Below are 15402 nucleotides of genomic sequence, written 5' to 3' on the forward strand. Positions count from 1 at the left end.
ATGATTTTAGTTACGGGAGGAACAGGTTTTGTAGGTGCACATTTACTTTTTAGATTGTTAAATAAAAAGCAAACCGTTCGCGCTATTTATAGAAATGAAAAAAAATTTAATACAGTAAAACGAATTTTCTCCTATTATACTAAAGATGCGGAAACACTTTTTAATGCTATTGATTGGATTGAAGCAGATTTAAATGATATTCCTGCGCTAACCGAAGCTTTTAAAGACGTTACCCATGTTTACCATTGTGCAGCTTTTGTCTCTTTCGAGCCGGATAAATTCGATGTATTACAAAAAACCAATATTGAAGGTACTGCAAATATTGTTAATCTTTGTATTTCTAATAAAACAACTAAATTGTGCTATATAAGCTCTATTGCAGCTATTGGAGCACCAAAACCTGGAGAGATTACTACAGAAGATACGGAATGGAATCCTGAGGCAGATAATAGTGTTTATGCTATTACAAAATATGGTGCAGAATTAGAAGTTTGGAGAGGCTCGCAAGAAGGCTTAGATGTTGTGATTGTAAACCCTGGTGTTATTATTGGTCCTGGTATTTGGAATTATGGTAGTGGTTCAATAATAAAAACGGCACATAACAAAGTAAAATACTATACTAATGGCAGCTTAGGTTGTGTAGCGGTACATGATGTTGTTAAGGCCATGCTTCTACTTATGGACAGCGCTATAAAAAACGAACGTTTTATTTTAGTGTCTCGAAACTGGAGTTATAAAAAACTCTTGACTTCTTGTGCTGAAGCTTTAGCTGTAAAACCGCCTAAAAAAGAAGCTAAACATTGGTTATTACAAATTGGCTGGAGATTAGATTGGTTAAAGCATAAAGTTACTCGCAAAAGAAGAGTATTAACTAAGCAACTTGCAGATTCTTTAGTGTCCAAATCCATATATAATGGAGATAAGATTAAAGCGCATGTTGACTTTGAATATATAAATTTAGAAACTGAGATAAAAGAGACTTGTAAGCTCTACTTAAAAGATAACTAGCTCTTTTTCAAAGGAACTAAACCATCTCTACCTACAGGTATTACTTTAGCTTTATTGTTGATTTTTGCACGTTTACTAGCATTTATTTTTGCGCGTCTTGTAGAATCTTTAACCTCTTTTTCTTTTTTCTCTTTTGTATCAATTGCCTTGTATTGATCTCTTAGTAATGATAAGCTATCTTTTACACGCAAGTAAATAGCATCGTATTTATTAATATCGAACGCATAATAGGCATTACTTTCAGCAAAAAGAGTACTGTCTATATTATTTTTCTTGTAGATATATTCGTCTGGTACAATACCATTTTGCTCTATTTTACTTTTGTTAACACCTTTAGCAGAAGACATAATGGCAATATCTACTAAGACATTAACCATATTATCTTCAGAAATTAGATTGTTAGGCCTGTTGGGTTTTTCAACGGTATAACAAGAATTAAAAATTAAAAGCAATACTAAAAATGAAATATGATTTATTTTCATGTGTTAATGTTGTTTATGGTTTTTTATGGTCACATGCAATTCGCTATTAATCCTTTCGTTATTTGACAAACCTTTTATCATTAACGTTTTATCTGTCGAAAGTTAATTGTTTTGCAAATTTAGTATCATAAATCTTAAAATTTGCATAAGCTAATCCTCCATTTACATACGTTTGTAAAATTCGAGATTTAAACGTTGTCCCTTCAAAAGGAGACCAACCACATTTATATAAAATATTATCTTTATTTACTGTCCATGGGTTGTTTAAATCTACAACAACCAAATCTGCATAATAACCTTCTTTAACATACCCACGTTTTTCGACGTTGAATAAAATAGCAGGATTATGCGCTGTTTTTTCTACAATTTTCTCTATTGAGATTTGTCCACGATGATGCATTTCTAACAAAGCAGGCAAAGCATGCTGTACTAATGGCCCACCAGAAGGTGCTTTTGTATAAACGTTATTTTTCTCTTCAATAGTATGTGGCGCATGATCTGTAGCAATAACATCTATTCTATCGTCTAACAATGCTTTTAATAATTGGGCTCTATCCTTTTCTGTTTTAACTGCTGGATTCCATTTAATTAATGTTCCTTTTTCATCATAATCTTTATCGCTAAACCATAAATGATGAATACAAACTTCGGAAGTAATTTTCTTATCCTTCAATGGAATTTTATTACTAAATAACTTTGTTTCTTTACCTGTTGACAAATGAAATACATGTAATCGTGCTCCAGTTTTTTTAGCCAGTTCAATAGCTTTAGAGGATGATAAATAACAAGCGGCTTCACTTCTAATTATGGGATGAAAATTCATAGGTATATCCTCTCCATAACGGGCTTTATAAACTTCTGTATTAGCTCTAATTGTTTCTTCATCTTCACAATGAACAGAAATTAATAGGTCTGTACTAGAAAATATTTTTTCTAAAACCTCTGGATTATCAACCAACATATTTCCTGTAGAAGATCCTAAAAATAATTTTAATCCTGCAACTTGTTTAGGATCTACTTTTAAAATTTCGTCTAGATTATCGTTAGTTCCTCCAAACATAAAAGAGTAATTAGCATAAGCTGTTTCTTTTGCTATAGCAAACTTATCGTTTAACTTTTCTATGGTTGTGGTTTGCGGATTGGTGTTTGGCATTTCTATAAACGAAGTAATACCGCCAGCAATTGCTGCACGAGACTCCGTTTCTATATTAGCTTTATGTGTTAAGCCTGGCTCTCTAAAGTGTACTTGATCATCTATCATTCCAGGTATAACATACTTCCCTTCAGCATCAAATACATTTACATCTGAAGATTTTGCACTTATAGAAGTATCAATTTTGGTAATAAACTCACCTTCAATTAATATGTCTCCATTAAAAATAGTGCCCTCATTTACAATCTTGGCATTTTTAATAAGTGTTGTTTTATTGCTCATTATTTTATGTATTGAATAAACTTTTAAATTTCATTGAGATAACTCCAAATATAGCTTCAGAAATAATACTTGAGCTTAATTTAGATTCCCCTTTAGTTCTATCTGTAAAAATCACAGGTACTTCTACAATTTTAAATTTCTTTAGGTAGGCTTTAAATTTCATTTCAATTTGAAAGGCATAACCTATAAATTTAATATCATCAAAATGAATACTTTCTAGAACACTTCTTTGATAACAAATAAAACCTGCAGTAGTATCTTTTATGCGCATTCCTGTAATAATACGCACATAAATTGATGCTCCGTAAGATAATATAATTCGGCTTAACGGCCAATTAACAACATTTACTCCTTTCACATAACGTGAACCAATACTTAATGCTGCACCATTCTCATGGCAAGCATTATAAAGTTTTATTAGGTCTTTGGGATTGTGAGAGAAATCGGCATCCATTTCAAAAACGTATTGATAATCTCTTTCCAAACACCATTTAAAACCATGGATATAGGCAGTACCTAAACCCGATTTTTGATGTCTAACGGATAAAAATAAAGACTCAGGATACTTTTGCTGAAGTTCTTTAACTTTATCTGCCGTACCATCTGGAGAATTGTCGTCTACCACTAGAATATGAAACGCCTTTTCTTGACTAAACACAGCTTCTATAATAGCCTCTATGTTTTCAATTTCATTATAAGTTGGTATAATTACAACAGCGTCTTGCATTAATAGCATTTAATTTAACGCAAATGTACATATTTGGTAATTAGTTTTTTATAAAAATTTCTTAATAAATGATGCTTATTCTTAAGAATTTTATAATAATTTTACAGCATGCTAAGAGAAGCCATTTCAACCGAACTTTATACAATTTTACTAATAATTTGTCTTGTTCTTGTTGCAATCGCTAAACTTTTGTTTCCTAAGCGATTTCAAGATTTTCTAATGTTATTAATAAACTTTAGATATTTAAAAGTGTATTCAAGAGAACATAAATTTTTTGATGTATTTGAAGGCCTGCTGCTTACTAACCTTATTATAGGTTTGTCTGTTTTTATATTATTATGCTTTAACCTAAATATAAATTTACCAGAAACAGAATACTTAACGCCAGCGAAACTAGCCTTTGGTATTGGTATATTAATGCTTGTAAAATTATTAGTAGAGCGTTTAGTGAGTACAATTCTTAATATAGACTCTATAATCGACAACTACATTTTCCGAAAAGTGAGTTATAAGAATTTCTTAGGCTTATTATTAATTCCAATAAATGCTATTTTAATGTACTCTTGGCACCCTGCACAAATTAGCGCTTCTGTTTTTGTAGTACTTTTAATATTAATTAATGTCTATGGTATTTTAATCTTTATAAAAGACAATCTTAAAACCCTAAAAAAGAATTGGCTTTATTTTATTTTGTATCTTTGCGCACTTGAAATTACACCTTATCTAGTTTTATACAAGTTATATACGCTACAATAAGGTCCTAAAAAAAGCTGTTAGAAAATGAAAGTGAAAACCATTTTAGTATCGCAACCAGAACCTAAAATTGAAAATTCGCCATATTTCGATTTGTCAGAAAGACAGAAAGTTAAAATAGATTTTCGTCCTTTTATTCACGTAGAAGGTGTGCCATCAAAAGAAATTAGACAACAAAAAATTGATCTTAGTAAATTTACTGCAATAATATTAACAAGTAGAAATGCTGTAGACCACTTTTTTAGAGTAGCTGAAGAAATGCGTTTTAAAGTGCCAGATAGTATGAAATATTTCTGTCAATCTGAAGCTGTCGCCTATTACTTACAAAAATATGTAGTGTATAGAAAACGTAAAATATATGTTGGTAAACGTACATTTACAGAACTCTCTCCATTAATTAAAAAATATAAAGAAGAAGCCTTTTTATTACCTGCAACAGATAAACTAAAAGCAGAAGTTCCTGAAGTATTAAATGCTTTAGGTGTAAACTGGAAAGAAGCTGTTTTTTATAAAACTGTAATTAGTGATTTATCTGATTTAGAAAACGTAACTTATGATATATTAGTATTCTTTAGCCCAAGTGGTATAGACTCGTTATTTAAGAACTTTCCAGATTTTCAACAAAAAGATACTAGAATTGCTGTATTTGGAAATACAACTATAAAAGCTGTAGAAGCAAAAGGACTAAGAGTAGATATTTCTGCTCCGACACCAGAAACACCTTCAATGACAATGGCTTTGAAGAAATACATTACAATTGCAAACAAAAAATAATAAGTTTTATTTTTATATATAAAAAAGGCTTCTCAATTGAGAAGCCTTTTTTATGCCGTGTTACTAATTATATTTAGTAAGCATAGCGTTGTGGTCCACCACGTCTTATTGATTCGCTAGCGTTATCTTCAAACTGTTCAAAGTTCTCTCTAAAGGCATTCGCTAGTTTGAATGCCGTATCATAGTATGCTTTATCATCTTTCCATGTTGATCTTGGGCTCAACACTTCGGTTGGAACACCTGGACAACTTCTAGGTTGTGCCACACCAAACACAGAGTTTATATGGTAATCATTGTAATTATACAATCCTAAATCTCCATTTAAAACAGCACTAATCATAGCACGTGTATATTTTAACTTCATACGTTTGCCAACACCATAAGCTCCACCAGACCATCCTGTATTTACTAACCATACATTTACATTAGCATCCAACATTTTTTTACTTAGCATCTCAGCATATTTTGTTGGGTGTAATGGCATAAAAGGCGCTCCAAAACAAGCAGAAAAAGAAGGTTGTGGCTCTTTAACTCCAGCTTCTGTTCCAGCTACTTTTGCAGTATAACCAGATATAAAATGGTAAGCTGCTTGTGCAGGTGTTAATTTAGATATTGGAGGTAAAACACCAAATGCATCTGCAGTTAAAAAGAAAATGTTTTTAGGATTCTTTCCAATTGAGGGTGTTTTTATGTTTTCAATATGATCTATTGGATAACTAACTCTTGTATTTTGAGTAATAGAAGTATCTTCAAAGTCTACATCTCCCTTAGCATTCATTTTTACATTTTCCAGAATAGCACCTTCTTTAATGGCAGCATAAATTTCTGGCTCTTGTTCTTGAGACAGGTTAATGACTTTAGCATAACATCCACCTTCAAAATTAAAAACGGTATTTTCAGCAGTCCAACCATGCTCATCATCTCCAATTAAACTTCTATTTGGATCTGTAGATAGCGTTGTTTTTCCTGTTCCCGAAAGTCCAAAGAAAATTGCAGTATCGTCATCTTTACCAACATTTGCACTACAGTGCATAGGTAACGTATTTTTAAATACTGGAAGTATAAAATTTAAAGCAGAAAATATACCTTTTTTAATTTCACCAGTATATCCAGTTCCACCAATTAAGGCTATCTTTTTTTCGAAATTTAAAATAGCAAAATTATGCTGTCTTGTACCGTCTTCTTTGGCATCCGCCATAAATCCAGGTGCATTTACAATAGTCCATTCTGGCGAGAAGTTCTCTAACTCGGCTTCAGTTGGACGTAAAAACATATTGTAAGCAAACATATTACTCCACGGATGCTCGTTAATTACACGAATATTCAATTTATAATCTTCGTCTGCACAAGCATAACTATCTCTAACAAAAACTTCTTTTTCAGACAAATAATCTACAACCTTATCATAAAGTTTATCAAATTTATCTGGATCGAAAGGAATATTAATATTTCCCCACCAAACACGATCTTCTGTAATATCGTCTTTTACTATAAAACGATCCATTGGAGAACGGCCAGTAAACTCACCTGTGTTAACAGCTAAAGCACCAGAAGAGGATTTTACACCTTGACCTTTCTCGATCGTAGTCTCTTGTAATTCTTGAGGAGATAATTGGTATTGAACATTAGCATTCTTAATACCGTATTTTTCTAACGAAATCGTTTTCGTAGATTTTGTATGGTTTACCATAATTTAGATTGTTGTTTAGGATGCAAAATTACACATTATTATAAGATTTTGATATAAATAAGCGTTAATTCTTACTGCTTTTTACAAAGTTTATTAACAATACCAACCATGCCAAAACTAGTAACAATCCACCTAAAGGTGTAATAAAACCAATCGCTTTAAAATCGAAACCCGTTAGACTATTGGTTGCTAAAGCATAAATAGATCCCGAAAAGAACAGTACACCAAGGAGTACTAAGTAAAAAAGTATTTTTTTAGTTTTACCCGCAACAATCGTCGTAGTACCAACAAATAACAGTAAAAAAGCATGATACATTTGGTAGCGAACTCCAGTTTCAAAAGTCTGTAATGCCTCAAGAGAAATTTCAGGCTTTAATCCATGAGCAGCAAATGCTCCAATTATTACAGCCAAGAGACCAAAAACCGCACCTAATATTAAGATTTTTTTGTTCATATTATTTTATAGTTTGAGTTTAAATAACGTTTGCATTTTAGTACATTCGTCGAAACAAAATTAAGCAATACCAATTTAAATTCGTACAACAAATTCCATTATGAGAAACATTTTAGTTATTGGTTCGGGAAAATCTGCATCCTATTTAATAAAATATCTTTTAGACAAATCTGAAACTGAAAACCTTCACATTACTGTTGGTGATTTAAACGTAGTAAATGCATCTAAGCTAACAAACAATCATAAAAGCGCAACTGCTATAACATTAGACGTCTTTAATAAAAAATCAAGAGAAGACGCTGTAAAAGCAGCAGATATTGTAATATCTATGTTGCCAGCACGCTTTCATATTGAAGTTGCAAAAGACTGTATTACCTATAATAAAAACATGATAACGGCTTCTTACGTAAGCGACGAAATGCAAGCCTTAGACGCAGAAGCAAAAAAGAAAGGCTTGGTGTTTATGAATGAGATTGGTGTCGATCCAGGAATAGACCACATGAGTGCTATGCAAGTAATAGACAGAATTGAAGCTGAAGGTGGAAAACTAATTTTATTCGAATCTTTTACAGGCGGTTTAGTAGCTCCAGAAAGTGATAATAACCTATGGAATTATAAATTTACTTGGAACCCAAGAAATGTAGTGCTTGCAGGTCAAGGTAGTGCTGCAAAGTTTTTACAAGAAGGCACTTATAAATACATTCCTTACAACCGATTATTTAGACGAACAGAGTTTTTAGAAGTCGATGGTTTTGGTCGTTTCGAGGCTTATGCCAATAGAGACTCCTTAAAATATCAAGACATTTATGGTCTTGACAATGTTAAAACATTGTATCGTGGAACCATAAGACGGGTTGGTTTTAGTCGTGCTTGGAATGTTTTTGCTGCACTTGGTTTAACAGACGATAGCTACACTATAGACGAAAGTGAGCATATGAGTTACCGCGATTTTGTGAATTCATTTTTACCATATAGCCCCACAGATTCTGTAGAGATAAAATTTAGACACGCGCTTAAAATTGACCAGGACGATGTGGTTTGGGATAAGTTTGAAGAGTTAGATATTTTTAGTCCAACAAAAATGGTAACGCTTGAAAAAGCAACACCAGCCCAAATTTTACAAAAAATACTATTGGATAGCTGGACATTAGACCCAACAGATAAAGATATGATTGTAATGTACCATAAGTTTGGCTACGAATTAAATGGTAAAAAGCACCAAATAGATGCCACAATGGTAACTTTAGGCGAAGACCAGACGTATACAGCAATGGCTAAAACAGTAGGCTTACCTGTTGCCATGGCTGCAATGGCAATTCTAAATAAAAAAATAACAACTCCGGGCGTATTAAGACCAATAAATAAAGAGGTTTATTTACCTCTTTTAGAAGAGCTAGAAGACTATGGTATCGTTTTTAAAGAGAAAAAAGTACCTTACTTAGGTTATAATCCTTTAAACGTATAATTTTGGGCATTACCAAGACATGCTTTTTGGCATCGTCTTGGTCAGGCTTTACGCTATATCTTTTTTTATCCCGAATTTGTATTCAGTATACCATCAATTAACTCCTGTTTATATTGAAAAAGAATAGTACCTAAATCACTCAAAAAAAAAGGATGCCGCTTCCATCCTTAACGCACTTACCAAAGTAAATTTTTAAATTGAAGTTTCAGTTTCGCACTATTTTAGTACTTTTATGTTTTAAATTGAAATCATATCTTATTTAAAATATGATTATTATAGATTTTATCCTCACTTATGCTATTGAAGTAAAGCGTATACAATAACAATATTTCCGTATTAATGGAAATGAAAAACAAGGGTTATTATGAAAGTTATAAATAAAAACATACATATCGATGGTATCGATAAAAAGATACTTCGTGCATTAATGGCAGATGCTAGAACATCGGTTTTAGAAATTGCGCGACAAGTTGGTATCTCTGGCGCAGCTATTCATCAACGCTTACGTAAACTCGAAAAATCTGGATTAATTGCTGGTTCTAAATTTGTAATTAACCCAAAAGTATTAGGCTATTCTACCATGGCTTTTATTGGTATTTATTTGGATAAAGCTATGAGTAATCCTGAGGCTGTAAAACTGCTTAAAAAAATACCAGAAGTTATTGAATGTCATTATACCACGGGAAACTGGAGTATTCTAATTAAAATTTTATGTAAGGATAATGAGCACCTTATGAATCTTTTAAATAATGAAATACAGTCTATAGATGGTGTCTCTAGAACAGAAACCTTTATTTCTTTAGACCAGCAAATTGAGAGACAAATTAAGATATAAAAAAGGGCTTCTATAATTATAGAAGCCCTTTTTAATTTTATTTAATACGTTATTTTATTCTTTTAAAACACGTATTGTTTTGGTTTTATTACCATTTGCACCTTCTATTGAAACCTCAACAAAATAAGCACCTGATTGTAAATTAGATAGATCTAATTGTTTAGTCGTTGTGCCTGGTGTTTCAGTTAATATAACTTGACCTAACATATTTAATACTTTAACTTGAGACATAGTGGTCTCAGATTTAAGCGTTAAAATAGTATCTACTGGATTAGGGTAATAGGTAAACCCATTTTCCTCAAAAGCCTCAGTTGATAAGGTTGTTTCAATTACAGTAATACTAAATGTTCCTTCTGTAAGTTGTGCGTTTCTAATAACAGTACTACCATCACTCCAAACTCTAACATAATAGGTAGCACTTGCTGTTAAACCTGTTAAATTAATAGATTCTCCACCATTACCTGCAGAACATGCAACAATATCTAAATCTAACTGACTACAGTTTAATGAAGAATAAACCGCAACACTTGCCTGATCTGAGTTACCAGAAAGAACCGTTGTTACAGTAGCTAATCCTGTAAGCGGTGCTTGGAAAGTATACCAAACATCTGACTTAAAGGTATAAGGATCACATTCCGTATCGTCTGTTTCTCCTGTAGTATCATCTGTAGCACCTGCTGTTGTTTCTCCATTTAAAGTTACACCTAAACTAAGTGGTGTTGCATTTGAACATAAATCATTTCCTGGAGAGGGTACATTTGGTATACAATCTAAGCTCATTTCAAAATCACCAGATTCTTCATCATAACCTTCAATCATAATATAATAAGTCACATTTGGTTGTGCTGTAAAAGTTACTTCAGATTGGGTATCATCACCTACTCCTACGGGACAATTATTAGAATCATCATTCCCAGCAATTTCGTTTGTTTGTGGGCAATCGCTAAATACTCTTATATATGTATCGTAACCAGAATTACATAATGATAAGCTTACATCTTGTAAAACGGTATCTGTAAAGCTATAGAATACATCGTTAGATAGATTACTTCCACTATCTGTTGCATTATCGGTTGATCCCATTACAGTTGTTCCACAAGTTATTACTATAGCTCCTGTACATTCATCATTAATAGGTGTACAATTGATTACTTCTAAATTATCACTTGCACTACTTGTACATCCGTTTAGATTAGTAAATGTATACGTAATAGAATGAATTGCTACACCTGCTAATAATGGATCAAAATTATAGCCGATTCCATCGCCCATATCCGTAACTCCATTTCCTGAATACACACCGCCTGTTGGCATTCCTCCACCAAATATAGGTTGTGATCCTGAATTAAGACATACATCTGCAAAAGTTCCAATGGTTACAACTGGTAAACCAAAGACTTCTACATCATCACCAGCTGAGTTTGAACAACCAGCAGCAGAAGCATCATAAGTAATAGTATGTGTTCCAATACCTGCTGTTGCAGGATCAAAACTATAGGTCATGCCGTTGCCATTATCTGTAACTCCAGCACCAGAGTAAACGCCACCTGTTGGTAAGCCTCCACCTAAACCAGCTTGTACACCAGCATCTATACATAAATCTGCAAGTGCAGTGAAGCTTACCATTGGTAAAGCAAAGACTTCAACATCGTCAGGTGCTGAACTTGAACAGCTATTTCCATCTGTAAAGTTATAGGTTATAGTATGCGTTCCTACTCCAGCTGCTGCGGGATCAAAACTATAAGTCATGCCATTGCCATCATCTGTAACTCCAGTTCCTGAATATACACCACCTATTGCAGTTCCGCTTCCTAATCCAGATTGCACTCCGGAATCAATACATAAATCTGCTAAAGCTGTAAAGGTTACCACTGGTAATCCAAAGACTTCTACATCATCACTTGCTGAACTTGAACAACCATTAGCATCTGAAAAAGTATAGGTAAGTGTATGTATTCCTACTCCAGCTGTTGTTGGATCAAAGGTATACGTCATGCCATTTGCATCATCGGTAACTCCAGATCCTGAATAGATTCCGCCTGTAGCAGTTCCACTTCCTAATCCGGTTTGAATTCCAGAATCAAGACATAAGTCTGCAAGCGCTGTAAAATTCACAGTTGGTATTGCATTAACTGTTATACTAAAGACTTCACTATTCGGACAAACTCCAACAGTTGTATAAGTTACTGTATAGATTCCTGGTGTTGATGCTGAAACATCAAGCAATCCAGTTGAACTATTGATTGTTAAACCAGATGTACTTGAGAATGTTCCTCCTGCTAAACCAGCAATGGTTGGTGTAGGATCTACATCGTCTGCGCAATACGCTGGTGCATCATAATTAAACGAAGCATTGTCTGAAGCGTTAATGGTTATAGTGAAATCTTCATCATCACTACACAATCCACTTGTTTGATAGTTAACGGTATAGTTTCCTGGTATAGAATTTGAAACATCAATTTCTCCAGTACCTGTATTAAGAGATAATCCTGCTGGTGCTGATGAAAATGAACCACCACTAACACCGGAAATAGTTGGAGTAGGATCTAAGTCATCTAGACAATAAGCTGGATTTCCATAGCTAAAAGATGCATCTTCTCTAGCGGTTGTGTTTACAGTAACTGTTCCACAGCTACCTGGTGTTGTACAACCACCTTCTCCTCTAATATAATACGTTGTACTTGGCGGAATAGGCGTAACAATAATGGTTGAACCCGCAGTTGTACCAACTAACGTTCCACCACATGTACCTGTATAAACATGCCAAAGAGTAGCGTCTTCTTTATCTCCAGAAATAGTTAATAAGGCTGCGTTGCCATCACAGATTATTCCAGGAGCAAAAGTAGCCGTTGGAATATCTGGTTCTGAACACGCAGATGCTGCAAAATCTATAGTAAAAGGAGCTGTTACTGCACTAGCATTTGGATCTACAACATTTGTAAAAGCCACCATACCATTATCAATCATATCTGCCTGCATAAAACTCTTTAAAGGTGTTACTGATGTAGCCAAAGCAGAATTGTTAGCAAGAATGTACATAATACCGGCTAAAGGTGATCCATTCACTTGAATCGTTACCACTGGTGTAGTTGTCGCTGCCGAAGGTGCTGGTAATGCAGCTGGACTCCCTAAGGTTTCAGTTATTAAATACCCATCTATAGTTGGCTGAGCTACATCCGTTCCATTAAAAAATGTAGGAGATGCTGAACTTCCTAGTGAGGATGTGACAGACAATGTAACACCATCTGGTACAATAACAGTAAAACCATAACTCTGTACCGAAGTAGCAAAGTTTGATGCACTAGCATTAGGAACTGCGGCTATTGAATAGCTGTAGGCTCCATTATCTACTAATGTATAGGTGTAGCCGTCTTGGGCGTGTAATTGGCCTACAAAAAGACCGAGTAATGTAATGATTAAAATTTTAATTTTTCTCATGGTTTTAATTTTTTGGTTTGTGCTGTTGAATTTATTAAGTTATAACATTAAGTATATTAACTTGATGTAAAAAAATATTTTGTAGGGCGAATGGTGTATCAGGACCTGTTCCTAAATAATGAGTTTTTCCATATAAAATTACTTGTATATTTTTCTACTAGAACGACACGGACAACATCTACATAAGATGATGTATGTGAAAAAATGACTACATTATGGATAAAAATATTTGACTCATCAGTTTCAAAATTTTCTAAGTTTTGCGAAAAAGCTTGAAAATTAAAAAGTGAGATAAATAAGAAAGTATTTAGAAATGTGATTTTCTTCATGATATAGTGTAATTAATAGCTTTCGCAAAAGTAATACAATTTACTGGATAATTATAAAAAGAAAAAGTTTCTAGAAAAACATTGTATTTGCAAACTCATTAGCATTTTTAGTACATTCTCAGATAATCTATTTATTACTAAAACAGAAATCTATAGGCCATCAGATTAATACATAAAAAAAGGGCTTCTATAATTATAGAAGCCCTTTTAAGTTTATTTAATACGTAGTTTTATTCTTTTAAAACACGTATTGTTTTTGTTCTATTACCATTTGTGCCTTCCATTGAAACCTCAACAAAATAAGCGCCAGATTGTAAGTTTGACATATCTAATTGCTTAGTTGTTACATTTGGTGTTTCTCTATATACAACTTGACCTAACATATTTAAAACGCTAATTTGAGAAATAGTATCCTCAGATTTAAGTGTTAAAGTTGTACTTACTGGGTTAGGGAAATATGTAAACCCAATAGCGTCAAAGTCTGTTGTAGATAATGTTGTTTCTGTAACTGTGATATTAAAAGTACCCTCTACAAGTTGCGCATTTCTTGAAACAGCTCCATCACTCCAAACTCTAACATAATACGTTTGGCCAACTACTAAACCAGTTAAATCTATACTTTCACCACCATTTCCTGCAGAACATGCAATAATGTCTGTATCTAACTGAGTACAGTTTTGTGAAGTATACACAGCAACATTTGCTTCATCTGAATTACCAGAAATAAAAGTGGTAATATTAACTGCTCCAGTAAGAGGCGCTTGGAAAGTATACCAAACATCAGATTTAAAGGTATAAGGATCACATTCTGTATCGTTTGTTTCTCCTGTTGAATCATCTGTTGCTCCAGCAGTAGATTCGCCTGTTAAAGTCGCACCTAATATAAGAGGTGTGGCACTTCCACATGAATCGTTTCCTGGAGATGGTACATTTGGTATACAGTTTAAGCTCATTTCAAAATCACCAGATTCTTCATCATAACCTTCAATCATTATATAATAGGTTACATTAGGTTGTGCTGTAAAAGTCACTTCAGATTGAGTATCGTCTCCACAACCAATAGCATCATCGTTACCAGCAATTTCGTTTGTTTGTGGACAATCACTATAAACTCTTATATACGTATCATATAAAGAATTACATAGTGATAGTGTTACATCTTGTAAAACAGTATCCGTAAATGAATAGAAAACATCATTTGATAGGTTTCCTCCACTATCTGTTGCTGTATCTGTTGTTCCTATTACAGTTCCTCCACAAGCTATTGCTATTGCACCTGTACATTCATCATTAATAGGAGCGCAGTCCTCTATTGTTACAGAAACACTAGAACTATTAGGGCAAGTTCCAGATGTAGTATAAGTCACAGTGTAAGTATCTGGTGTTGAATCTGAAACGCTAATTTCTCCAGTATTTGGATCAATTATCAATCCTATTGTACTTGTAAATGTTCCACCTGCCAATCCTAGGATCATTGGTGGCGTAACAATAATATCTGTGCAATATGTTGGTGCGCTATAAAGAAATGAAGCATCATCTGTAGCGTTTATTGTTACAATTTGGTCAGATGAATTGACACAAACTCCTGCAGTAGTATAAGTCACAGTATACGTTCCTGGAGTTGATACCGAAACATCAATAACACCAGTTGAAGCATTAATAGAAAGTCCTGCGCCAGAAGTAAACGTTCCACCAGCTAAACCAGTAATGGTTGGAGTAGAATCTGTAGCATCTTGACAATACGCTGGTGCATCATAATTAAACGAAGCATCATCTGTTGCGTTTATTGTTACAGTTTGGTTAGATGAATTTACACAAACTCCTGCAGTAGTATAAGTCACAGTATAAGTTCCTGGAGTTGATACCGAAACATCAATAACACCAGTTGAAGCATTAATAGAAAGTCCTGCGCCAGAAGTAAACGTTCCACCAGCTAAACCAGTAATGGTTGGAGTAGAATCTGTAGCATCTTGACAATACGCTGGTGCATCATAATTAAACGAAGCATCATC

At 33.6% G+C, this 15402-nt stretch carries 12 protein-coding genes; 5 read left to right on the forward strand and 7 right to left on the reverse strand.

What is annotated here, in order from left to right; genetic code table 11:
* Positions 1–1008 (forward strand): NAD-dependent epimerase/dehydratase family protein, encoded by a 1008-nt coding sequence (locus RH82_RS17005; RefSeq protein WP_034062608.1) that lies wholly within the window; start codon positions 1–3, stop codon positions 1006–1008.
* Here RH82_RS17005 and RH82_RS17010 read toward each other — a convergent pair.
* From RH82_RS17010 to RH82_RS17020, 3 genes are all read right to left on the reverse strand, one after another.
* Complete coding sequence (locus tag RH82_RS17010) at positions 1005–1490, reverse strand: DUF4296 domain-containing protein (protein ID WP_052158409.1); 486 nt, start codon at positions 1488–1490, stop codon at positions 1005–1007. The genes RH82_RS17005 and RH82_RS17010 overlap by 4 nt on opposite strands.
* An 88-nt stretch (positions 1491–1578) precedes the next feature.
* Positions 1579–2925: a dihydroorotase gene (locus RH82_RS17015; protein ID WP_034062609.1), complete on the reverse strand. Its 1347-nt coding sequence runs from the start codon at positions 2923–2925 to the stop codon at positions 1579–1581.
* 4 nt (positions 2926–2929) lie between these two features.
* Positions 2930–3652, reverse strand: coding sequence for a polyprenol monophosphomannose synthase (locus RH82_RS17020; protein ID WP_034062610.1), 723 nt, complete (start codon positions 3650–3652; stop codon positions 2930–2932).
* Positions 3653–3760: 108 nt separating this feature from the next.
* On the opposite strand from RH82_RS17020, the gene RH82_RS17025 reads away from it, so the two are divergent.
* Together RH82_RS17025 and RH82_RS17030 are read left to right on the forward strand one after the other, a co-directional pair.
* Complete coding sequence (locus tag RH82_RS17025; RefSeq protein WP_034062613.1) at positions 3761–4408, forward strand: DUF4271 domain-containing protein; 648 nt, start codon at positions 3761–3763, stop codon at positions 4406–4408.
* A gap of 24 nt (positions 4409–4432) precedes the next feature.
* Complete coding sequence (locus tag RH82_RS17030; protein ID WP_034062615.1) at positions 4433–5179, forward strand: uroporphyrinogen-III synthase; 747 nt, start codon at positions 4433–4435, stop codon at positions 5177–5179.
* Positions 5180–5252: 73 nt separating this feature from the next.
* Here the strand turns inward: RH82_RS17030 and pckA are convergent, their stop codons facing one another.
* Entirely contained in the window at positions 5253–6869 is a 1617-nt protein-coding gene (gene pckA, locus RH82_RS17035; protein WP_034062617.1) for a phosphoenolpyruvate carboxykinase (ATP), read from the reverse strand.
* Between the two features lie 64 nt (positions 6870–6933).
* The gene (locus tag RH82_RS17040) at positions 6934–7323 is read right to left on the reverse strand and encodes a DUF423 domain-containing protein (protein ID WP_034062618.1); all 390 of its coding nucleotides are present in this window, start codon (positions 7321–7323) and stop codon (positions 6934–6936) included.
* Between the two features lie 100 nt (positions 7324–7423).
* Here RH82_RS17040 and RH82_RS17045 point away from each other — a divergent pair, with 100 nt between their 5' ends.
* On the forward strand, positions 7424–8788 hold the full coding sequence (locus RH82_RS17045; protein WP_034062619.1) for a saccharopine dehydrogenase family protein: 1365 nt from the start codon (positions 7424–7426) through the stop codon (positions 8786–8788).
* Between the two features lie 364 nt (positions 8789–9152).
* Entirely contained in the window at positions 9153–9623 is a 471-nt protein-coding gene (locus RH82_RS17050) for an Lrp/AsnC ligand binding domain-containing protein (RefSeq protein ID WP_034062620.1), read from the forward strand.
* A gap of 54 nt (positions 9624–9677) precedes the next feature.
* Here the strand turns inward: RH82_RS17050 and RH82_RS17055 are convergent, their stop codons facing one another.
* Positions 9678–13061 carry a T9SS type A sorting domain-containing protein gene (locus RH82_RS17055; RefSeq protein WP_034062622.1) on the reverse strand — a complete coding sequence of 1128 codons (3384 nt, stop codon included), beginning with the start codon at positions 13059–13061 and terminating at the stop codon, positions 9678–9680.
* A 559-nt stretch (positions 13062–13620) separates the two neighbouring features.
* Positions 13621–15402, reverse strand: a 1782-nt coding sequence (locus RH82_RS17060) for a T9SS type A sorting domain-containing protein (RefSeq protein ID WP_034062625.1), incomplete at its 5' end; no start/stop codon positions are given.

This window comes from Lacinutrix jangbogonensis, from assembly GCF_000797445.1.
Lineage (GTDB): Bacteria > Bacteroidota > Bacteroidia > Flavobacteriales > Flavobacteriaceae > Lacinutrix > Lacinutrix jangbogonensis.